This window comes from Campylobacteraceae bacterium (genome assembly GCA_013215945.1).
Lineage (GTDB): Bacteria > Campylobacterota > Campylobacteria > Campylobacterales > Arcobacteraceae > NORP36.
In genome coordinates this window covers 1-20,874 of sequence record JABSOM010000012.1, presented here as the reverse complement: position 1 = coordinate 20,874, position 20,874 = coordinate 1, and the positions used below count along the sequence as shown (strand labels likewise).

General features: G+C 27.8%; 23 protein-coding genes. 10 read left to right on the top strand and 13 right to left on the bottom strand.

Translation table 11 applies throughout. The features are described 5' to 3' along the window. Window positions 1-62 precede the first annotated feature (62 nt). Genes murJ through HRT41_12260 form a run of 3 tightly spaced genes read right to left on the bottom strand, consistent with a single transcriptional unit; the run spans window position 63 to window position 3,586 of the window. Entirely contained in the window at window positions 63-1,364 is a 1,302-nt protein-coding gene (gene murJ, locus HRT41_12270; protein NQY24798.1) for a murein biosynthesis integral membrane protein MurJ, read from the bottom strand. Then, on the bottom strand, window positions 1,354-2,880 hold the full coding sequence (locus tag HRT41_12265; protein NQY24797.1) for an endonuclease/exonuclease/phosphatase family protein: 1,527 nt from the start codon (window positions 2,878-2,880) through the stop codon (window positions 1,354-1,356). The genes murJ and HRT41_12265 overlap by 11 nt, the downstream gene beginning before the upstream one ends. A 52-nt stretch (window positions 2,881-2,932) precedes the next feature. Next, the gene (locus HRT41_12260; GenBank protein NQY24796.1) at window positions 2,933-3,586 is read right to left on the bottom strand and encodes a rubrerythrin family protein; all 654 of its coding nucleotides are present in this window, start codon (window positions 3,584-3,586) and stop codon (window positions 2,933-2,935) included. 261 nt (window positions 3,587-3,847) lie between these two features. Here HRT41_12260 and HRT41_12255 point away from each other — a divergent pair, with 261 nt between their 5' ends. Further along, complete coding sequence (locus tag HRT41_12255) at window positions 3,848-4,255, top strand: transcriptional repressor (protein NQY24795.1); 408 nt, start codon at window positions 3,848-3,850, stop codon at window positions 4,253-4,255. Window positions 4,256-4,271: 16 nt separating this feature from the next. Here the strand turns inward: HRT41_12255 and HRT41_12250 are convergent, their stop codons facing one another. From HRT41_12250 to radA, 3 genes are all read right to left on the bottom strand, one after another. Continuing rightward, on the bottom strand, window positions 4,272-5,186 hold the full coding sequence (locus HRT41_12250) for a calcium/sodium antiporter (GenBank protein ID NQY24794.1): 915 nt from the start codon (window positions 5,184-5,186) through the stop codon (window positions 4,272-4,274). A gap of 1 nt (window position 5,187) precedes the next feature. Then, entirely contained in the window at window positions 5,188-5,607 is a 420-nt protein-coding gene (gene ybeY, locus HRT41_12245) for an rRNA maturation RNase YbeY (protein NQY24793.1), read from the bottom strand. 79 nt (window positions 5,608-5,686) lie between these two features. Then, the gene (radA, locus tag HRT41_12240) at window positions 5,687-7,036 is read right to left on the bottom strand and encodes a DNA repair protein RadA (protein NQY24792.1); all 1,350 of its coding nucleotides are present in this window, start codon (window positions 7,034-7,036) and stop codon (window positions 5,687-5,689) included. A gap of 100 nt (window positions 7,037-7,136) precedes the next feature. On the opposite strand from radA, the gene HRT41_12235 reads away from it, so the two are divergent. Further along, window positions 7,137-7,691 (top strand): esterase, encoded by a 555-nt coding sequence (locus HRT41_12235; GenBank protein NQY24791.1) that lies wholly within the window; start codon window positions 7,137-7,139, stop codon window positions 7,689-7,691. On the opposite strand, the gene HRT41_12230 is transcribed toward HRT41_12235, so the two are convergent. The 5 genes from HRT41_12230 to HRT41_12210 form a co-directional block, all read right to left on the bottom strand. Then, window positions 7,688-8,452, bottom strand: coding sequence for a hypothetical protein (locus tag HRT41_12230; protein ID NQY24790.1), 765 nt, complete (start codon window positions 8,450-8,452; stop codon window positions 7,688-7,690). The genes HRT41_12235 and HRT41_12230 overlap by 4 nt on opposite strands. Next, complete coding sequence (locus HRT41_12225; protein ID NQY24789.1) at window positions 8,452-8,793, bottom strand: PadR family transcriptional regulator; 342 nt, start codon at window positions 8,791-8,793, stop codon at window positions 8,452-8,454. The genes HRT41_12230 and HRT41_12225 overlap by 1 nt, the downstream gene beginning before the upstream one ends. A gap of 186 nt (window positions 8,794-8,979) precedes the next feature. After that, a complete protein-coding gene (locus HRT41_12220) occupies window positions 8,980-9,483 on the bottom strand; it encodes a flavodoxin (protein NQY24788.1) in 504 nt (167 codons plus the stop codon). 116 nt (window positions 9,484-9,599) lie between these two features. Beyond that, on the bottom strand, window positions 9,600-10,721 hold the full coding sequence (gene ftsY / locus HRT41_12215) for a signal recognition particle-docking protein FtsY (protein ID NQY24787.1): 1,122 nt from the start codon (window positions 10,719-10,721) through the stop codon (window positions 9,600-9,602). Continuing rightward, window positions 10,721-11,251, bottom strand: coding sequence for a TlpA family protein disulfide reductase (locus HRT41_12210; GenBank protein NQY24786.1), 531 nt, complete (start codon window positions 11,249-11,251; stop codon window positions 10,721-10,723). The genes ftsY and HRT41_12210 overlap by 1 nt, the downstream gene beginning before the upstream one ends. Window positions 11,252-11,312: 61 nt before the next feature. On the opposite strand from HRT41_12210, the gene HRT41_12205 reads away from it, so the two are divergent. Together HRT41_12205 and rny are read left to right on the top strand one after the other, a co-directional pair. Continuing rightward, window positions 11,313-11,849, top strand: a complete 537-nt coding sequence (locus HRT41_12205) for a 5-formyltetrahydrofolate cyclo-ligase (protein NQY24785.1) — start codon at window positions 11,313-11,315, stop codon at window positions 11,847-11,849. 50 nt (window positions 11,850-11,899) lie between these two features. After that, window positions 11,900-13,447 (top strand): ribonuclease Y, encoded by a 1,548-nt coding sequence (gene rny, locus HRT41_12200; GenBank protein ID NQY24784.1) that lies wholly within the window; start codon window positions 11,900-11,902, stop codon window positions 13,445-13,447. A gap of 34 nt (window positions 13,448-13,481) precedes the next feature. Here rny and HRT41_12195 read toward each other — a convergent pair whose 3' ends face one another. After that, window positions 13,482-13,973: a DUF2062 domain-containing protein gene (locus HRT41_12195; protein NQY24783.1), complete on the bottom strand. Its 492-nt coding sequence runs from the start codon at window positions 13,971-13,973 to the stop codon at window positions 13,482-13,484. Window positions 13,974-14,199: 226 nt separating this feature from the next. Between HRT41_12195 and rsmD the strand changes: the two genes are divergently transcribed. Continuing rightward, window positions 14,200-14,790, top strand: coding sequence for a 16S rRNA (guanine(966)-N(2))-methyltransferase RsmD (gene rsmD / locus HRT41_12190; GenBank protein NQY24782.1), 591 nt, complete (start codon window positions 14,200-14,202; stop codon window positions 14,788-14,790). A gap of 37 nt (window positions 14,791-14,827) precedes the next feature. Then, the gene (locus HRT41_12185; protein NQY24781.1) at window positions 14,828-15,481 is read left to right on the top strand and encodes a hypothetical protein; all 654 of its coding nucleotides are present in this window, start codon (window positions 14,828-14,830) and stop codon (window positions 15,479-15,481) included. A 3-nt stretch (window positions 15,482-15,484) separates the two neighbouring features. Here HRT41_12185 and HRT41_12180 read toward each other — a convergent pair whose 3' ends face one another. Further along, window positions 15,485-16,306, bottom strand: a complete 822-nt coding sequence (locus HRT41_12180) for an SDR family NAD(P)-dependent oxidoreductase (GenBank protein NQY24780.1) — start codon at window positions 16,304-16,306, stop codon at window positions 15,485-15,487. A 74-nt stretch (window positions 16,307-16,380) separates the two neighbouring features. On the opposite strand from HRT41_12180, the gene HRT41_12175 reads away from it, so the two are divergent. The 4 genes from HRT41_12175 to HRT41_12160 all read left to right on the top strand — a co-directional run bounded on the left by HRT41_12175 (window position 16,381) and on the right by HRT41_12160 (window position 20,663). After that, window positions 16,381-17,148 carry a TIGR02757 family protein gene (locus HRT41_12175; protein ID NQY24779.1) on the top strand — a complete coding sequence of 256 codons (768 nt, stop codon included), beginning with the start codon at window positions 16,381-16,383 and terminating at the stop codon, window positions 17,146-17,148. Window positions 17,149-17,245: 97 nt separating this feature from the next. Beyond that, window positions 17,246-19,459 carry a HAMP domain-containing protein gene (locus HRT41_12170; protein ID NQY24778.1) on the top strand — a complete coding sequence of 738 codons (2,214 nt, stop codon included), beginning with the start codon at window positions 17,246-17,248 and terminating at the stop codon, window positions 19,457-19,459. A gap of 40 nt (window positions 19,460-19,499) precedes the next feature. After that, complete coding sequence (locus HRT41_12165; GenBank protein NQY24777.1) at window positions 19,500-19,886, top strand: hypothetical protein; 387 nt, start codon at window positions 19,500-19,502, stop codon at window positions 19,884-19,886. A 153-nt stretch (window positions 19,887-20,039) separates the two neighbouring features. Continuing rightward, window positions 20,040-20,663 (top strand): Type 1 glutamine amidotransferase-like domain-containing protein, encoded by a 624-nt coding sequence (locus tag HRT41_12160; GenBank protein ID NQY24776.1) that lies wholly within the window; start codon window positions 20,040-20,042, stop codon window positions 20,661-20,663. The last annotated feature ends 211 nt before the right edge of the window (window positions 20,664-20,874 follow it).

Below are 20,874 nucleotides of genomic sequence, written 5' to 3'. Positions count from 1 at the left end.
TAATAGCAGTAAAAATAAAAAAGTTTATTTATAAAATTAATTAATATTATTTTTTAAGAAAACTAGCTATTTTTGAAAAGATTATAAAACTTTTTAAAACCAAATTCTTTTATTGTATAATAAAATAATACAAAACCACCGATTGTACTAGCAAATGCAAGACCAGTTGCTCCATAAGGTTTAAATAAAATTAAAGAAAAAACTATATTGAAAGTTAAAGCTTTCATAGATATTTTTGCTGCAATAAATTGTTTTTCTTGTGCATATAACCATAAAGAAAATATTTTTGATATTCCATATGGCAAAAGACCAATTAAATACATTAAAAGTATTAATGCTGTATTCATGGTATCTACTTGCGTAAATTCACCTCTTTGAAACAGAAGTTCAACAATGAATTCATTGAAAAATATTCCAATAAAAGAGGATATCAGTAATAAAACTGACAAAATCATACTTGCTTTCTTCATTAGGCTTAAAGCTTTATTTTCATTTTTGTTTTTTATAGCTTTTGCTATCATGGGAAACAACGCTACACTAGTAGCTATAGCAAATAATGCCAAAGGAAGTTGAAAAATTCTATTGGCATAATAAAGGTAAGAAATACTTCCACTTATTAAAAATGATGCTAACCACGTATCTATAAATGCCGATAAATGGGCTGTTGATGAGCCCAATGTTGCGGCAGCAAAAGAATTATAAAATTTTCTTTGTGCAAATTTGATTTTATTAAAACTTAAGACTTTTAGCAAATTTTTGTTTTTCAAAGCAATAATATGTACTAATATTTGAAGCATTCCACCTATTAAAACCCCATAAGATAGGTAAAAAGTAATATCGTATTTGTCCAAATCTTTTGAAATTAATAAAGCAGCAATTAAAGATAGATTAAGTAAAGCTGTTGAAAATGCTGTAGTAGCAAAATGATTTTTATACTGTAAGAGTGCGGCCATAAAGGTTACAATAAATATCATTGGTAAATAATAAAAATTTATAGCAAGTAAGGGAGCTGTTAATTCTATTGTTTTATCATCAAAACCAATGGCAATAAAACTTGTTACAAATTTTGAAAACAGTGTTACTAAAAGTGATAAAAGCATGATGAAAGCAAAAAATGAAAGAAATATTGCAGATGAAAATTGTATTTTATGTTTACTTTTTGCATAAGCAGGAATAAAAGCTTGAGTAAAAGCACCTTCTGCAAAAATTCGTCTGAATAAATTGGGTACTTTAAATGCAACAAAAAAGATATCTGAATATATATTAGCGCCTAAAATTGATGCTGTTAATAAGTCACGAATAAAACCTAGAACTCTTGAAAATAATATACCTGAACTGTTTGTAAAAATAGATTTAATAAGCATAGTACTCGCTTTTTTTATTAATAATTATTTGTGCCTTGTTTTTGAAAAAAGACAAATGCGCTTGTATTATATTAATTTTTTGCCCATTTTTAGGTAAAAGTGTTTTATCTTTGGAATAAAGTCTTATTTTATACGTATTATTCTTTTTGACATAATACAAATAACCCTTTTTATAGTGCCCCTTAAGATTGATAATAAGTTCATTTTGATATTTCATATCAAATAAATTTATACTTTTGGCTTGGGTGAAATACTCTATTATATTTTCTTTTTTTGGATGTTTTTTAATTATTCTAAACGAGCTTATTTCTTTTAATCCATAATGTTCTTTTGTTTTTAAAATGTATAAGTTATAAGAAGATGAAAGTTCAAGTTTTTCTTTTGAATTATAAATGTATATGGCTCTATTATTCTTTTGTTTAATTATGTAGTTGTTCTTATTTTTGTATATAACTACAGCATTTTTAATTTTTATATTTGTAGCGTTATTTTTATATAAAGCGGCTATGCCCTTGTTTTGTGTTACTTTTTTTATTTGTTTATAAGGTTCTGTATCAAAACTGGCAATAATTGCTAAGTGATCAGAGTATCCTTCTCCCGCATGCACTGTATATTTTTTTATCATTTTCCAACGGTGTATTTTTTTCTTAGTAATAAGATAAGGTTTTTTTAATACCTTAAAACTATTGTTTATATAAGAAATATTTTTTTGATCAAATAAAGCTTGGGGCAATAATATATTATCCGGTGTGATTTTATTGTTTCTATACATTGCAGAAAAACGTTCTGTGTATTCAAGTTCGTACCATAAGTTATAATGATAGGGATTTTTTTTGTGTATTTTATTTGATGAGAGTAGAATATCATTTATACCTGTAATATTGTAGCTGTCATTTAAATCTTTATTTAGTTTTAGTGTTTCTTTCTCATTATAATTACTGTTAAAATCTCCAAGTAATATATAATCAAGATCTTCTTGAAATTTTTTTATATAGTTATTGAGAGTATTTGCATATAAAATACGAAAAGATTCTTTTTGCCTTTTTGATGGCCAATGGTTGTTAAATATTTTGATGCGTTTGTTTTGTATTTGTATATCTACTTCTTGAATATCACGCTTGATTTTTCTTGATTTGACCTTTAGGGTATGTTGTTTTAGAATTTTATAATTACTTAATACAGCCAAACCTATGGACGATTTTTTTTGTTTACTAAAAGCATGGTATTTATACTTGGTTCTTTTTTTTAAAGACAGAAGGGCGCTAAGGGATTCAATTTCTTGTAAAACAATAATATCTGCATCTAAGCTACGAATTACTTTTGAAATATTATTGAGTTTAATGTCATGCGTTTTTTTATTCCAAAGAGATGTAGTATTAGGCACATATTCTTTATATTCTGTACCATCATTTTTTAAATCAAAAAGATTCTCTACATTGAAAGAAGCAACAGTAAATTCTTCCGCAAAAAGCACTTTTATTAATAAAATAAAAATAAACAGGGATTTAAAAATCATCTGTCATTTTACCCAATACTAACAAAAAGTGACTTTTCTTTATTTTAAAAAACTATTTTTTACTGTTTAAACGTGATTGATATTCTTGTGGGTGAGCACATACGGGACAGATTTTAGGTGGTTTTTTCCCTCTGTGTACATGTCCACAGACTTCACAAATCCATTCTTCATCTTTATTTGAGCTTAAGTGTTCTTCATCATTTTCCAATCTTTCTAAAAGCATTCTATACATGTTTTCATGCTCTATCTCTATTTTTCCAATACCAGCAAGTATTCGTGCTGCTTCTTTATGTCCTTCTTCTTTTGCAATGGCTGAAAAATCAGGATACATAGTTATATTTTCATAGGCTTCACCTTCGATTGCTTCGCGTAAGTTTTCTTTTGTATTTCCAAAGTCTTTTTCTATTGTTAAATTATTATAAAGCTTTAATTCAAGTTTAGCATGTACTTTTTCATTATTGGCAGCTCTTTGAAAATGTTCTGCAATATCTCTATATCCTTCTTTTTGGGCTATTTTTGCATAATATTCATATTTATTTCTAGCCATAGACTCACCTGCAAAAGCTTTAAGTAAAACAACTTGTGTCAAACTTTTAGTAATATTTTCCATGTCTTTATTACAACAGGATAAATTTCCTTTTCCCGTAACTTGTACTTCAACTTCACTACCACAGGTAGAACATTTATATAATTCATATTGTTTCATCTATTTTCCTTTAGGGGTTTAATATTCAATATCATAACTAAATAAGTTTATTTATTATAATACATTCTTCTCACTTAAGGATAATAATTATCCTTTGATAATTATAGTCCTAAAATACTTAAAGGAAAATTATTATTACCTAATAATATATATCCCTAATTAAACATTTATAAATAAGGCTATATAATTAATTAAGTTTGTATTTAGAATAATTTGCTATTTACACTTATTTATTGTATTATCGCGCTATATTGGAGTTAAATTATGAATTATACGAAGCTTTTAAAAGATTATAACCTTAAAGTAACCCCACAACGAATTGCTATTGTTGATGAATTACATAAACATGGGCATATGAATATTGATTCTTTATACCAAGTATTATTAGTAAAGTTCCCAAGTATTTCTTTGGCAACTATTTATAAGAATATTAATGCAATGATTGAAAAAGTATTTGTTGATGAAGTTAAGATTGAACATAAAAAATCTGTTTTTGAATTAAGTAAAAAAGATCATGCTCATACTATTTGTTCTACTTGTGGAGAAATTGAAGATATGGATTTTTCTTTGCAAAACTTAATGAAAGAAGTAGCTTCAAATTCCAGTTTTGAAATTGAAAAAACTTCTTTATGTTTCACAGGTATTTGTAAAACCTGTGCTTCTAAATAAAGGTAACTACCTTTATTTAGAAACCATTGTTTATAACTAAAGCAAGTACTACCATTAATACAATTCCCGCACTTCTATTATATAACCTGTTTGCTGTTATAAATACCAACATTAAAGAGAGTATAAAAGCAGCCGCAATATCAAAGAAATAAGCGCTTAAATCCACGTTCAAAGGATTAACAATAGAAGCTATTCCTAATACCATTGTAAAGTTTGCAACATTTGAACCTATAATATTTCCAATAGCTAAATCTGCATTATTATTTAAAGCAGCTTTTATTGAAATAGTAAGTTCTGGTAAAGACGTACCAAAAGCAACTAAAAATAAGCCAATAATCCATTCACTTATTCCAAATTCTCTTGCAATATTAGAAGCACTAGAAATAGCAAAATCAGCCCCTCCTATTGTAAGTAGAAAACCAATAATTAAAAAAAATGAAGCTTTTCCCCAGGCAAATTTTTCTTTATCATCTTCATGTGATTCTTCTACTTGATTGGATGAAATTAAAAAAGCCAAATAAGATGCCATTAATATTAAAAATAAGACACCATCAAATGCAGTTAATTGCCCATCAATTGACATTAAAATAAAAATTAGAATAGGAAATAATGACCAGGCAGAATCTTTTGCAAAAATATCTCTGCTTGGATTGATATTTTTAGCAATTAAAAATACCGTACCCAATACAAGGGAAATATTAAAAATAGTACTTCCAATTACATTTGCAACTGCAATGTCACCACTTCCATGTAAGGATGCAGATACCGAAACAGCCATTTCAGGTAAAGAAGTACCTAGGGCAACAAGAGTAGCTCCTATAACAAAAGGTGAAATTTTATAATGCAGTGCAATTTTTTCACTTTGATTGATTATAAAGTCTGCTCCAAAAACAAGCGCCGTCATGGCAAGAATAAATATTACAATATCCATTTTATTGGTTCCTTATTATTAAACTATTTGGTAAATTAAATTCTTTTATAAGTTCTTCTTCTTTATCTCTTTGTTTTCCATTATCTATTTCATGATCATAACCTAAAAGATGCAATAAACCATGTATAAATAAGAGAGTAAATTCTTCTTCTTCTTTGTGTTTATATAAAGAAGCTTTTTCTTTTACGAAATCATATGAAATTACTATTGAGCCAAGAGGCATATTGGGAAAGTCAAACTCCAGAGGAAAAGATAAAACATCCGTCGCTTTATCTTTTTGTCTGTGTTCATTGTTAAGGTCTTGTATATATGAATTGTCACAGATAATAAGCTCTATGCTTTTATCACTAAGACTTTTTAATATTTTCTCACATAAGTGAGGTTTAAAATCGAATGTACTTTGGTTGTCAATATCAATCAAAATCTACCTTATAATTTTTCGCAATTATATCGAAAAGTTATAAAGTAAGAGATTAAAAAAATGAAGTATTTTTAGGCGCTTAAAATAGTTCCAGCATTTTATAAACTTCATCTACATCATAGGTAGTTAGTTTTAGTTTTATCTTGGGTTTTTTTGCAATGATAGCTTTTTTTATACCTTGGGCTTGGGCTTCTTTTAAGCGTAAATCCATGGAATATACATCTTTTATTTCACCGGTTAAAGAGACTTCTCCAATAAAAACAGATTCTTTTGAAATAGGTCTGTCTCTAAAAGAAGAGATAATAGCTGCAATCACAGCTAAATCAGCAGAACTTTCTTTGATTTTGATTCCACCAGAAATATTAATAAAAACATCATAGTTATTCAAAGGTAAATCAAGCTTTTTTTCAAGCAATGCCAAAAGCATATTTAAGCGTGAAATATCAAAACCAGTAGATGAACGTTTGGGATTAGGAAAATTAGAATCACAAACGAGGGCTTGAACTTCAAGAATAAGTGAGCGAGTACCTTCAATTGCTACTGTTAAAGCAGAACCTGCTTGAGATTTACTTTTGTCAAAGAATTTTGAGGATATATCTTTAGCAGACAGCAAACCTTCATTGGTCATCTCAAAAATACCAATTTCACTCGTTGAGCCGAATCTGTTTTTAAAAGAACGTAACATTCTTAACTCTTTTGAAGCTTCTCCTTCAAAATATAAAACCGTATCAACCATATGTTCTAACACTCTTGGACCTGCAATTGCACCATCTTTTGTAATATGTCCAATAATAAACATAGAAATATCACTCTCTTTTGCTTTTCTCATTAATTCAAAAGTAATTTCTTTAACTTGTGTTACAGAACCTGGGGAGCTTGTAAGATTACTTGAATACATAGTTTGTATAGAATCAATAATAACTACTGCATAGTCTTGTCTTAATAACTCATCTTGTATTTCTTCTAATTTGATTTCTGGAAATAAAAACAGATTTTGATGATTAGCATCCAGTCTATTGGCTCTTAGTTTGATTTGTCCCATGCTTTCTTCACCTGAAACATAAAGAACTTTTTTCCCATTTTTTGCAATTGAACCAGCTACTTTTAATAAGAGCGTAGATTTTCCAACGCCTGGACTTCCCCCTATTAAAGTCAAAGAACCAGGAACTATTCCTCCTCCCAAAACTAAATCAAATTCGTCATTATAAGAGGAAAAACGAATAATATTGTCTTGTTTTACATCGGTAATAGCAGTAGCTTTTATTTTTGTAGAAACAATTTTCTTGGTTTGTTCTAAAACTTCTTGTTGAGCGCTTGAGAGTTCAATAAAACTATCCCATCCCCCACAATCAGGACATTTTCCTAACCATTTGCCAACTTGTGTTCCACAATGTTGACATTCAAATAAAGATACTTTTTTTTTCGCCATAATAACCCTCTGTTTTTTCTTATTATAAGGATAATACAATATAATTTACCTAAGATTAAAAAACATTACAAATAGAAATAAAATACAAAAAAGAGAAACAATGATAATTTATATCCATGGTTTTGCATCCAGTGGTTTTGGAAACAAAGCAAAACTTTTTAAAAAGAAGTATAAAGAAGATATTCTTATACCTTCTTTGTCATATGTCCCATGTTTAGCACTTAATACCTTGGAGCAAATTATTGAAATGTTATTGCATAAAAATGAGAAAGTACGTTTAATTGGATCCTCTTTAGGAGGTTTTTATTGTATGTATTTAGCCAATAAATATAAAATAAAAGCAGTATTAATTAATCCTGCAATTTATCCTTCTAAAACATTAGAAAAAATTGGAATGCAAACAAATTATTACGACAATTCTTTATTTGAAGTAAAAAAAGAACATTTAGAATTTTTAAAAAATTTGGAACAAAAGAATCTTAAGAATACAAAGGATTTTCTTCTTTTACTTCAAAAAGAGGATGAAGTATTGGATTATAAAGAAGCTGAATTATTTTTAAAAGGAAGTCTTATGTATATAGAAGAGGGTGGAAATCACAGTTTTGAAAATATTCATAAATATTTCAAAACTATAAATGATTTTTTTAAATCTTAGTATTCGTATTTATTTACATGTGCTTGAAAAGCATCAATACTAATTACGATATTTCCTTTTACAGATTTTAAAGATTTTATATTACTGTGTTCTTTTTTAAATATATATTCATATTCTTTAGCATTTTCCCAAATTCGTAACTCTGCTTGTTCAATTTTCACAGCTGTTTCATATAAAGGCTCAATCAAGGTTATGTCAGCTTGAAAAGCAGTAATATGAAACATTTTTTTAGGGAGTATAAAATAACACGTATTTTGTTTCACTATTAGTGTATTTTCTTTGACAAAGCTTACTTCTTTTGAGCATGAATATTTAGAAATATTATTTTTACTCCAATACATTACTGCGTTCGCTTGATGCACTTCAATATTCTTTATATTTTCTACGTTTGTCCAATTTTGTGTTATTTTATTTTGAATATTTTCTGCATTGTATTTGCTGTAATCAAAAGCATCTTGCGTAAAATATTTGAAAAGAAAAAATGCAAGAATAACCAAAGATATAGAGAAAACAGAAAGTCCAATAAAAAATTTTTGTAATTTAGGCAAAGTACCTGTTTTTTTTACTTTTATTTCAGGATTATCTTCTAAATAAGAAAGGGCCAAAGCAGAAGCTGATCCAAAACGTTGTATTGCATCTTCGTAAGTGGCTTGACTTTCATCTATATATGATGATATTTCTTTTAGAATATCATCTCTTTGTTTTTTAGGAAGAAGAGATAACTCTTTTTTTAATTCACTAAGATATGTATTTGTTTTCATTATTTTTCCTTCATTATTTGATTGATACTTTTATGGTGTTCTTCGTAAGCAAGTAAGAGTAAAGGCAAAATTTCTTCACCTTTTTTTGAAATTGTATATTCTCTTTTGGGATGGCCAGATATTTTTGGTACATTCCATGAAGAACTTAACCAGCCATTTGTTTCCATTCTATTAAGTAAAGGATATAAGGTACCTTCATTTATAGATAAATTATGTTTTTCAAAAAATCTAAGAATGGCTAAACCATGCATGGGCGAGTTCTTTTTTAAAGACAAGAGAGTATAGAGTTCTACATAACCTTTTCTAAATTGGGTTAACCATTTTTTATAATCATCTTGCATATTTATCCTTTGATAAATATATTGTATCACATTTTACTTTGTATTACATAGTAAAATGCATTGAATTGGGAAATGATTTATTTTAATGCAAAATCTTATAAATACAAAGAGTAGGGCTTAAAAAAATGGGGATGTATAGTAGAGAGTAAACAAGAACTAAAACAGGATTTACATCCTGTTTTAAAATTAAAGACCTAAGTCTGCTTTAATTTGATTTGCCCATGCTTCTAGTCTTTCGTCTGTTAAGTCATCTTGATTGTCTTCATCAATAACCAAACCTAAAAACATATCATCAACTACTGCTAATGATTCTTCATAATCGTAACCTTCAGTTGAAGTTTGACCAATAACATTAGCCGCTTTTACTTTTTCATGTAATAAATAAAGTGATTCTGCAAAAGTATCTCCATAACCGTCTTGATCACCAAGACCTAATAAAGCTACTGTTTTACCTGAAAAGTCAATTTCATCTAAATTGTCTTCAAAGTCTTCCCAATCTGATTGTAAATCTCCTGAACCCCATGTTGAGCTTGCAAGAATTAATTTATCATAAGATGAAACTTCATCTGTAGAAGAATTCTGTACTTCTATTAAATCAATATTGTCTTCACCTAAAATTTTTACTAATCTTTTACAAACATCTTCAGTCATACCACCGTCACTACCGTAGATTAATCCAATTTTACTCATAATTGTTCCTTTATACTATATAATATTAATTGTCGGGATAATAGTGTAATCAAATTAATATTAAATTATTATTTTATTTACACTTTTATCTTAAGATTATTTTTATAAATAATCTCTTAGTTTTTATCTTCTAAATCCTTGGTAAAAATACCATCTAATAAAGAATCTACAAAAGCATCGGCTGAAAATTCAATTAAATCTGTGGCTTTTTCACCAATTCCTACATATAAAATAGGGATTTTTAATTGGCTTGCTATTGAAAATAAAGCGCCACCTTTTGCTGTTCCATCTAGTTTTGTAACTATAATTCCATCAATTCCAATCATCTCATGAAAAGCTTTGGCTTGTGCAATAGCTGAGTTTCCTTGCGTACCATCTAAAATCATTAGTTTTTGATGGGGTGCATTCTCTTGTGCTTTAGAACATACCTTTACTATTTTTTTAAGTTCATTAGAAAGATTTGTTTGTGTTTGCAAACGTCCTGCTGTATCTATTATAACATTGTCAAAGTCTTTTGCAATACCAGAAGAAATAGTATCGTAAGCAACTGCTGATGCATCATGACCTTGTTTGGTTTTAATTATGGCGATGTCTAGTTTAGTAGCCCAGGTACTTAATTGTTCAATGGCTGCTGCTCTAAATGTATCTCCAGCACCTAGAAGTACTTTTTTATTCATAGATTTATATCTGTTCGCAAGTTTAGCAATTGTGGTCGTTTTACCGGCCCCATTAACGCCAATAATTAATTGAACAAAAGGTTTAGGAAGGTTTTCTTCTTCTATTTTAGGCATATCTGCAAATAAAGGAATTAATTTTTCTCTTAGTTGTTTTCTTGAAATAAAATTCTCAAAACCTTCCATTACTTGTTCAATCACTTCGTATTCCATATCGGCTTCAATTAGTACATCTTCAATTTCATTAAAAAAAATAATTTCTTTTTTCTTGGGAATAATAGAAGAAAAATTAGAAACTGTTTTTTCTAAAGCTCTTGAGAAAAAGTTTTTTTGAATCTCTTTTTCATCCCTTTCTTTGGTACTTTTTATAGTTCCATTTACTGTTTTATCATCTGTTATTAGATCTTCTTTTGTTTCCTTAATATTTGCATGAGAAATATTTTGTTCTATTTCTTTTTCAACTTCTATTTCTTCTTTATTTTTTTCATTGTTAGATGAAAGAACTTGAAGTTCTTCTTGTTTCTCATTATTATTCTTTTCTTTTTTCTTAAAAAAACTAAACATTATTTAATTGCCCTTTGTATATCGCTTTCTAACATTTCTTCAGGAACCATACCTTTGTATTTTTCCATAATTGAACCATCTTTTTTTAATAAATACATAGTTGGAATGGTTTTAATTCCTCCTAAATGTTGAGCAAAAAGCTCATTACTTACTCCATTGGTAGTTGGGTATTGAATATTAAATTCATTCATAAAAGCAAGCATATCTTCATTACTTTTCTTATCAGATACTAAGATGTTTATAATTTCAAAATCATTTTTGTATTTTTCTCTTAATTTATTTAAATGTGGAAACTCTGCTCTACAAGGAGGGCACCAGGTTGCAAAAAAATTAATTAATAAGGCTTTATTTTGATAGTTGCTAAATGCCAGAGTATTTTCACTCGTAATTATTTCTAAGTTTACGCCTCTTACCGTCGTTAAGCTTATTTTGGGGTATTTTATTTTTTCTTCTGTACTATTTTTTGAATCACAAGCTACAAATACGAGTAGGGGTATAATTGCAAAAAATGCCATGTGTTTAAACTGCATTTTAAGTCCTTTAGGTAGAATATTTATTAGGATATGAATAATATCTAAGTAAGGCTTAAATATGTTAGAAAATCACAAGGGTGATTTTAGAAAATCGTGTATAAAAAGATTAAAAATTCAAAGTAAATTACGACGTGTTAAAAAAGATTACGATGTTATAAATAAATTATATAAATTAATTGATTCTTTAGGTGCTAAAAAAGTTTTATTATATCTTCCTTTAAAAATGGAAGTTAATGTTATGCCTTTAATTAAAAGATTAAAGAAAGAGAAAAAAGTGGACGTTTTCGTGCCTTATATGCAAGGAAAAAGTTTCAAAGCAGTTAAATATAGATTGCCTCTAAAAGTCAAAAAATTTGGTATAAAAGAACCAAACAATTCTTATTTAAAAAATGATATTGATTTAGCCATTGTTCCTTGTGTAGGAATTGATGCTGTATATAAAAGAATTGGTTTTGGAAAAGGAATGTATGATAGGTTTTTTTATTCATTGAAAAATAAACCATGCATCGTATTCACACAATTAACCTATTGTAAGAGCTCGAAAATTTTATCTAATCATTACGATATTCAAGCAGATTATATTATAACAAGATAAAAATACAAGACTTTAGTGTATTTTTTTAAAACAATTTAAAGGTTTTGAGTATGGAAGTATTATTATTAGAAGGATTGGTTTTAGCAATTTTTGTTGCTGCTATTACAATCTTTATAAAAGGAAAATTTGAAAATGCAAAATTTGACATTTATACTGAACAAGCAAAAGCAAAAGCCAGAGTAATTGAGCATGAAGCACAAGCTATTCTAAAAGATGCAAAAAGCAATGCAAAAAAAGACTACGACAAAGAATTTAATACGGCAAAAAAAGACTACGATTATATGTTACAAAAAATTGAAAAAAAAGAAAAAGAACTAAATTCTCATTTAGAAACACAATTAGAGAGTATTAAAAAAGAAAAAGATGAAGTAGAAAATAACAGTGAAAAAATTAAAGTATTAAAAGAGGGTTTAGAAAAACAAAAAGAAACCTACGATACTAAAATAACGGCTGCTATAAAAGTATTAGAAAATGCTTCTGGTTTAACACAAGATGAAGCAAAAGAATTAATGTTAGATAAAGTAAAAGAGGACTCGAGAGCCCAAATTGCCTCTATTTTTAGAAAAAAATACAAAAATGCAGAAGTAGACTGTGAGTTAAGTATTAATAATATGCTTGCAAATGCCGTTACTAGATATGCAGGTGAATTTGCTGCTGAGCGACTTATTAATAATATTCCTATTAATGATGATGAAACCAAGGGTAAAATTATTGGAAAAGAAGGACGTAATATAAAAGCCTTAGAAATGCTTTTAGGCGTTGATATTATTATTGATGATACTCCAAATACTATTACTGTTTCTTCTTTTAATTTATACAGACGTGCCATTGCAACTAAAACAATCAAAGACTTGATTGAAGATGGAAGAATTCAACCCGCAAAAATTGAAGAAATCTATAATAAAGTTAAAATTGAATTTGGTGAAAAGATTCTTAAAGAGGGTGAAGATGTTGTTTTAGAACTTGGAATTAAAGCAATGCATCCAGAACTTGTAAAATTAGTAGGGCGATTAAGATACAGAGCTTCTTATGGGCAGAATGCTTTAAAACATACACTTGAAGTATCTCATTTAGCTGGTTTAATTGCAGCACAAATGGGTGGGGATCCAATTCTTGCACGTCGTGCTGGATTATTGCATGATATTGGTAAAGCATTAACACATGACATGCCAGGCTCACATGTAGATTTAGGTGTTGATATTTGTAGACGTTATAATGAACCGCCAACTGTAATTAATGGTATTTATGCCCATCACGGTTTTGAAGAACCTATTAATGTTGAATCTGCTGCTGTTTGTGCTGCTGATGCTTTAAGTGCAGCAAGACCAGGGGCTAGGCGAGAAGTTTTAGAGAGTTTCTTAAAAAGAGTAGAAGAAATTGAACTTATTTCTACTTCTAAAACAGGCGTGCTTAATGCTTATGCTATTAATGCAGGACGTGAAGTAAGAGTTATTGTAAAAGCTACTTTGGTTAATGATGATGAAGCGGTTATTTTAGCAAGTGAAATTGCAAAAGAAATTGAAGAAAAAGTTCAATATCCAGGTGAAATAAAAGTGAATGTAATTAGAGAGTTAAGAGCTCTTTCTTACGCAAGATAAAATCAAAGAAATAAAATCAAGCAGATAAGAATTCTTATCTGTTTTTTCTTTGTTTTTTAACTTTATTTATCCACAAAAAATTTAAAACTACTACGCTTAAAATACTTACAAAACAACATACAACAAACGCTCCCACATATAAAGATGAGGCAATCTGGCTTAAATTTTCATGCATAGTATCCAAAGAAAATTCAATAGCATTTTGATTGTTTAATAAAATATTCCCCAATTCATATTCAAAATAATAAATAAAAGGCATAGTAATAGGATTTGAAATCCATATTAGTACTAAGGGTATGGGAAGATTAACATTTAAAATTATTGCTAAGAGTGTTACTAAAAGCATTTGAAAGGGCATTGGAATAAAAGCAATGAACATACCTATAAAAACACCTGCAAGTACTTTTTTTCTGGATAAACTCCAGATTTCTTTTTTTTGCAATAAAGAGCCAAATATTTTTAACATTTTATTGTCTTTAATCTTTTGATGGTTAGGCAGAATCTTTTTTAATGTTTTTCTTGGCACAAGATCCCTTTGTTTTTTTGCATTATAACAAAATAGTCTATAAAATATTATTGGTGAAGGTTTATTACTGGAATAATGCACTGTATAAATAAAATATATGGGTTTAATTTATAAAAAAAGATGTATTTTTTGTTTTAGGCATTAATTTTTTCTGTTTTTTGAAAAAAGAAATTTAATATAAACTCTAATTAGCTATACTACGTAAAATTTATTTATGAAGAGAATTATGAAAAAAGAAATATTTACTACACAGATTATAGCAGGGAAATATAAAGGTAAGAAGTTAGAACTTCCTTCTTTAGATGTTACGCGTTCTTCAAAATCGCGTTTAAAAGAGTCATTTTTTAATGTACTACAGTTCGATATTATGGACAAAGTATTTATTGAAGCGTTTGCAGGATCTGGATCTATTGGTTTAGAAGCTCTTTCCAGAGATGCAAAAATAGCATATTTTATTGAAATCAATAAAAATTCTTACAATATTTTAAGAAAAAACTGCAAAAACCTTAATACTTTGAATGCACAAATGATTTTTGGAGATACTTTTGTTGAGTTCCCCAAATTACTTACTAGTTTAAAAAACTCTAACGAAGAATTAATTATTTATATTGATCCTCCTTTTGATTTTAGAGATGGTATGGAAAATATTTATGAAAAAAGTTTTGAAATGATTAAAAACATTGAAAATGAGAATGTTTCTTTAATTTGTATGGAACATGTAACAAGTTTAGAAGTGCCAGAAAACTTAGGATTATTTACTATGATTAAAAGCAAAAAATTTGGAAAAAGTACTTTATCTTATTTTAAAAAAGTATAATATATAATAAAATATATTATATTCCTAGGAGTTCAAGATGAGATCTTTGAAAATTATTTTTTATATGCTGCTGGTATCACTCTTTCTTAGTTCTTGTGCTTCTAAAAACAGCCCTTCTTTAAATGATACTATGAAAACATTTTATATTGATGAGAAAATAGAAGTATATAAGATAAAAGAAAAAGTTCCTTCTCCTATTACTTTTGGACTTTCTTTAGGGGCATTATTTGGAAAACACTTTTCTTTAGGTATGGGTGGAAAAGTGAATCCCAAAATTAATAATACCGATTCTTTGGCTTTAGAGCGAAGTGTACTTTTACACAAAATAAACTTAGAAAAATTAACAAAAGAATATTTCCTTGAACAAATATCAGCCCATGAACTTTATTCTAAAAGAAGAAAGATTTTCTCTGCTTATAAAATGAAACTGTCAATTGTAAATTATGATTTTGATGCTCTTTTTTTATCTGAGCTTGCGCAAGTAAAGATTTATATACAAATAGAGATTTTTAACGAATCCAATGAGCTTGTATATGAAAATATAAATCACAGTACTTATAACAAAAATTCGGATGCTTTTAAAAAAGAAGATATTTTACTAAATGATTATGTTCTTAGGAATTTATTCAAAAGTGCTATTAAAGATGCTTTAAAAACACTCATAAAAAAAATGAGTGAAAATACTAAATAAGACCTACATCTTATTTAGTATTTTATCTAATAAACCTGTGGGTAAAGTGCGTTTTAAAAAGCCCATAATATAAGTAGCTTTTGTTACATAATATCTTCCTCTTGGTTTTTGGCTTTGCATTATTTTTAAAACAACATTAGCAACGCTGCTTGCTGGTAAATTAAAAGGCGTAGACTCTTTATCATCTTCCAGTCTTTTTTGTAAATCTTTTTCATATACGGTTTTAAAAAAGCTGCTTTTGATATCAATATTTTTAACAAATTTACTCAAAGCATTTTCTCTAAATTTAGACGTAACAGGACCTGTATTAATAACAGAAAGTGTAATCTTACTTCCTAGAAGTTCTTGCCTTAAGGTATCACTTAAACCCTCAATTGCATATTTGCTGGCATTATAAGCGCCTCTAAACTTTAACGATATTATTCCTAAAACGGAACTGTGTTGAATAAGTTTTCCATAACCTTGGGCTCTAAATATTTTCATACTTTGAACAGTAAGTTCATGAAGTCCAAAAACATTGGTTTCGAATTGTTCTTTTAATACGTCAACGCTTACATCTTCAAGCGCACCAGGTTGTCCATAACCTGCATTATTAAAAACAGCATCCAGTGTTTTATCTTCGTGAATAATAGAATACAAAGCATTTTGAATGTCATCTTTTTTTCTAACATCTATTTTTAAAGTGATAAATCCAAGATTTTTTAAGTTTTTGATATCTTCATCATCTCTAGCAGAGGCATACACTTTATAGCCATTATCTTTGAGTGTAAGAGCTGTTTGTAAACCAATTCCACTTGAACATCCAGTAATTAATATATTTTGCATTTTTAGTCCATATTTATTTAGTATTTTTATATAAGTGGATATTATATCCAAAGCAAATAAAGCAAAGGTAAGACGTGAGAGCAATACAAAAGCGCCTAGACATAGAAGTAAAACAAAGAAATAATAGCAGTGAATTATCAAGTGATAAACCAGATCCTTTATTCATTGCAAGACAATATAAAGATGAATATATCATTTTATTATGTGCATTATATGCTTATGGAAAAGCGTCATTAATAGTAAGGTTTCTAGAAAAATTAGACTTTTCTTTGCTTAATGAAAGCGATGAAATAATAAAAAAAGAACTCTCCTCTTCCTACTATAGATTCCAAAATGCTTCTGATGTAGCACAGTCTTTCATATCGTTTAAACGGTTAAAGCATAAAGCTTCTTTAAACGATATTTTTTTAGGCGCGTATAAAAAAGATGCGAGTGTTTTAGAAGGAATAGATGCCATTATTACAGCGATTGCAGAGGTAAGTGATTATAAATCACAAGGTTATACTTTTCTAGTTTCTAAGAATTTTAAAAGAGATAAAATAGGAAATATCAAAGAAATTGGCAATGGGGCGTATAAGAGATGGAATATGTATTTGCGTTGGATGGTTAGAAAGGATGAATTAGATTTGGGTTTATGGAAGGGTGTGGATACAAAAGATTTGATTTTGCCTTTGGATACGCATACGTTTAAAGTATCGCAAAAATTAGGGCTTTTAAAGCGAAAAACGTATGATTTGAAATCTGCTTTAGAGATAACAGAATCTTTAAGGGCTTTTGATAAAAAAGATCCCATTAAATATGATTTTGCTTTGTATAGACTAGGGCAGGAACAGATAGTATAAGAGAAGAAAAAACTTTTAGCTTTACTTTTTTAAATACTAAATAATTAAGTTTTTATACTGTATAGTTTATTATTGGCTGATATTAAAAGGTGTTTTTATGAAAGAAAATAAATTAAAGTTTGGCATCAAGAATAAATCCTTGTTATTTTTTTCAATGATATTTTTGATACTAATCTTTATTAGTATTTACATTGGAATATCATCTTTGTATGAAGCAAAAAAATCTACCATTAAAACAGGCAATGAATTATTAATTAATCAAACGAAAGAATTTTACTTAAAGTATACGCATTTACAAAAAGAAACGTTAAAAATGCTGATAAAAAATATTGAAGCAGATGTTTATAACTTACAAGACTTTACTAAAAAACTATACTTAAACAAAGATATTATCGATACTAGAAAATATTGGAATTATAAAGAGCATTTAATTCACCTGCCAAATAATCAATTAACAGAAAAAACATCTGATATTTCTACCCTATGGACACCAACGTGGATGAAAGTGGATGAGAGAGTATTAAAGAAAATTGAAATAAGTTCTTATTTAAATGAATATTTTGAACCATTATTGAACAGAAATATAAATACTGTTGCAAACTACTTTTTAGGAACAGAGGGATTTTTGCGCTACTACCCAAGAGTAAATATGCTGGAGTTATTTCCACCTGATTTTAGAACTATTGATGACATTTATTTTCTACCTGCTACCCCAAAATTTAATCCTGAAAAAAAGTTGCTTTGGACACCTTTATATCAAGATCCCGCAGAACAAGGTTTAATGATTAGTGCAATTGCTCCTGTTTATGTAAATGATAATTTTATTGGTGTTGTTGGAACCGATTTAACCCTCAAAAATTTATTAAAAAATTTATTAAAAGAAAATGAACAAGGTTATTCCATTCTATTGGATAGCAGTTTTAAAGCTATAGCTTTATCTAAAAACGCAATAAATGAAATTTATAAAAAAAATAATATTGAACTTTCCAACAAAACATTGCTCGATTATAAATCAAACTTTAAAAAATTATTTAAAGAGATAAACAAAACAGAATCTGGTTTTGAAAGAATTGTTTTAAATAATAAAGAAATGTATATATCTTTTTCAAAATTGAACGATTTAGGATGGATATATGCAGATATATTATATGCAGATGAAATTTTTAAAGTCACAAAAGAGCTAAGTAGTAATATAGATAGTATTATCAATAAATCTGTTGAAAAGTTTCTACTTCCGCTAATCATATTTTTTGTTATTTTTGCTTTTATAATTTCCATGGCTGTAAATAAATTTTTAATGCCTTTAATTGAATTATCAGATATAACAAAAATAATTGCAAGAGGGGACATTACTAAAGAAATTAAACTAGAATCAAAAGATGAAATTGGTATTTTAATTTCAAATTTTAAAGTTATGCAAAAATCAATTATAAAACAACAAAAAAAATTAAACAAATTCAATGATAACCTTAAACAAGAAGTATTTGACAGAACAGTAGAACTAGAAGAATCAAATGATGAATTAGAAGAAACAATCTCTAATTTAAAACAAACTCAATCTAAATTAATTGAATCCGAAAAAATGGCAAGTTTAGGTGGACTAGTTGCAGGTGTTGCACATGAAATAAATACACCAGTAGGCATTGGACTTACGGGAATATCTTATTTAGTTGATATAACAGATGAAATCATATTAAAATACAATAACAATAATATGACTAAAGAAGAATTTGAAGAATATCTAGAAGAATCCAAAGATATACAAAGGCAAATCAATACTAACTTAATAAGAACGGCTGCTTTAGTTAGGAGTTTTAAACAAACTTCAGTAGATCAAACTCATGAAGAAATAAGAGAATTTTATTTAAAAGAATATATTTCTGGAGTTCTATTGAGTATAAGCAATATTACAAAAAAAACAAATATTAATATTAACGTTGATTGTGATGCTGGCGTAAAAATAAAAAGTTATCCAGGTGCATTTTCACAAATTATATCAAATTTAGTTATTAATTCTGTACGTCATGGTTTTAAAGAAAAAGAAAAAGAAAAGGGAAAGATAAACATAAGTATTGTACTAGAGTCAAATAGTATAAAGTTAATTTATAAAGATAACGGAAAAGGAATACCCAAAGAGAATATAAATAAAATTTTTGAACCATTTTTTACTACAAATAGAGAACATGGAGGGACAGGTCTGGGATTAAATATTATTTATAATATAGTGACCTCAAAATTAAAGGGAACAATAAATTGTCATAGTGAAGAAAATAAAGGAATAGAGTTTGTTGTTATTCTTCCTTTCCTTTAATTAACTCTTATATTCTAAAACAAATTTAAAAAGGAAAAAAATGAATATTCCCGTACTTATTGTTGCTTCGTTCACATTATTAGCCGTCATTGCTCATGTTTTTGGAGGAACAAAAGATTCAGCAAGTATTATTCCCTCTAAGAATAATTCGATCTTGATGCGTAATTGGAAACAATCTATGTGTGCGTTTCAAATGCTGGCAGTAGATTTACTCTTAGTATGTGTTTTATTGTTTGTTATTTCTTTAAGTAATTTAATTAGCTTTGAATATGAATTAACGTTATTTCTAAGTTTACTGTATTTGATGTGGGGGATTGTTTGGTTACTTCAACTTTTTTGGATTAAAAGTAATGTAAAAACTTTTTTTATTCTACCTCAATGGATATTTTGGTTTGTCGGTTCAGCTTTACTTTATTATGGTGCATAATTAAGAAATTTTAATAAGAACTTCTGGCTTGATTTTCCGTATTAAGAAGAGGAACTTTTGTTTTAATTATTATGAAATATTTCATAATGTAATATTTTAAATATACCTACCTTTTTTTAAGCTATTATGTGAAAAATATCATAAGGTCTGTATATGAAACAATTATTTTTAAGCTCTTCTTTTTCAAATGTTATAGAACTATTTACAAGCTATGTAAAAGAAGAAGTCAAGGCTAAGAGGGTTACTTTTATTCCTACTGCAAGTATTCATGAAGAAGTTAATTTTTATGTAGAGGATGCAAAAAAAGCTTTTGAAGAAAAAGGTATGATCCTTGATATTCTTGAAATATCTACTGCTTCTAGCAATGAAATAAAAAATAAACTGGCTAATAATGACTATATTTATATAAGTGGTGGGAATACTTTTTTCTTATTACAAGAATTAAAAAGAACAGGAGCAGATGCACTTATTAATGAACAAATCAATTTAGGAAAAATATATATCGGTGAATCAGCAGGTTCAGTGGTAGTTACTCCAAATATAGAGTATATAGAAGATATGGATAGTAAAAAAGGAATTATTTTAAAAACCTTTGAATCCTTAGGATTAATTGATTTTTATGTAATCCCACATTATAAGAATTTTCCTTTTGCAAAAGCAGCAGAGATTACTGTAGAAAAATATAAAAATAAACTTGAATTAGTTCCTTTTTCAAATGATGAACTTATAGTTGTTAGTGGAAATGATTATTCAATAATGAAGAAAATAATAGAGTAAAATAAAAGTGAGATTTGATTTCTGGGTCCACCTCAATTAATAAAATTTATTAACTTAAAATTATTAATACATAATGCTCAAGTATTAAAAAAGAAGCAAATATGTATTGATAAAGCCCTTCGGGTTCCTAAATATTTTTATTTGTTAGCTAGGATATGAAACTTATATAATGAGATTATGTGAATATGTTAGTATATTTGCATAGAGTTTG

Coding starts and splice junctions, on each gene's coding strand:
- HRT41_12250 (NQY24794.1), bottom strand. CDS start 5,186: ATGGATATTGTAATATTTATTCTTGCCATGACGGCGCTTGTTTTTGGA.
- HRT41_12220 (NQY24788.1), bottom strand. CDS start 9,483: ATGAGTAAAATTGGATTAATCTACGGTAGTGACGGTGGTATGACTGAA.
- HRT41_12180 (NQY24780.1), bottom strand. CDS start 16,306: ATGCAAAATATATTAATTACTGGATGTTCAAGTGGAATTGGTTTACAA.
- murJ (NQY24798.1), bottom strand. CDS start 1,364: ATGCTTATTAAATCTATTTTTACAAACAGTTCAGGTATATTATTTTCA.
- HRT41_12260 (NQY24796.1), bottom strand. CDS start 3,586: ATGAAACAATATGAATTATATAAATGTTCTACCTGTGGTAGTGAAGTT.
- radA (NQY24792.1), bottom strand. CDS start 7,036: ATGGCGAAAAAAAAAGTATCTTTATTTGAATGTCAACATTGTGGAACA.
- ftsY (NQY24787.1), bottom strand. CDS start 10,721: ATGTTTAGTTTTTTTAAGAAAAAAGAAAAGAATAATAATGAGAAACAA.
- rsmD (NQY24782.1), top strand. CDS start 14,200: ATGAAAAAAGAAATATTTACTACACAGATTATAGCAGGGAAATATAAA.
- HRT41_12165 (NQY24777.1), top strand. CDS start 19,500: ATGAATATTCCCGTACTTATTGTTGCTTCGTTCACATTATTAGCCGTC.
- HRT41_12205 (NQY24785.1), top strand. CDS start 11,313: ATGTTAGAAAATCACAAGGGTGATTTTAGAAAATCGTGTATAAAAAGA.
- HRT41_12235 (NQY24791.1), top strand. CDS start 7,137: ATGATAATTTATATCCATGGTTTTGCATCCAGTGGTTTTGGAAACAAA.
- HRT41_12265 (NQY24797.1), bottom strand. CDS start 2,880: ATGATTTTTAAATCCCTGTTTATTTTTATTTTATTAATAAAAGTGCTT.
- HRT41_12170 (NQY24778.1), top strand. CDS start 17,246: ATGAAAGAAAATAAATTAAAGTTTGGCATCAAGAATAAATCCTTGTTA.
- HRT41_12225 (NQY24789.1), bottom strand. CDS start 8,793: ATGCAAGATGATTATAAAAAATGGTTAACCCAATTTAGAAAAGGTTAT.
- HRT41_12210 (NQY24786.1), bottom strand. CDS start 11,251: ATGCAGTTTAAACACATGGCATTTTTTGCAATTATACCCCTACTCGTA.
- rny (NQY24784.1), top strand. CDS start 11,900: ATGGAAGTATTATTATTAGAAGGATTGGTTTTAGCAATTTTTGTTGCT.
- HRT41_12160 (NQY24776.1), top strand. CDS start 20,040: ATGAAACAATTATTTTTAAGCTCTTCTTTTTCAAATGTTATAGAACTA.
- HRT41_12230 (NQY24790.1), bottom strand. CDS start 8,452: ATGAAAACAAATACATATCTTAGTGAATTAAAAAAAGAGTTATCTCTT.
- HRT41_12185 (NQY24781.1), top strand. CDS start 14,828: ATGAGATCTTTGAAAATTATTTTTTATATGCTGCTGGTATCACTCTTT.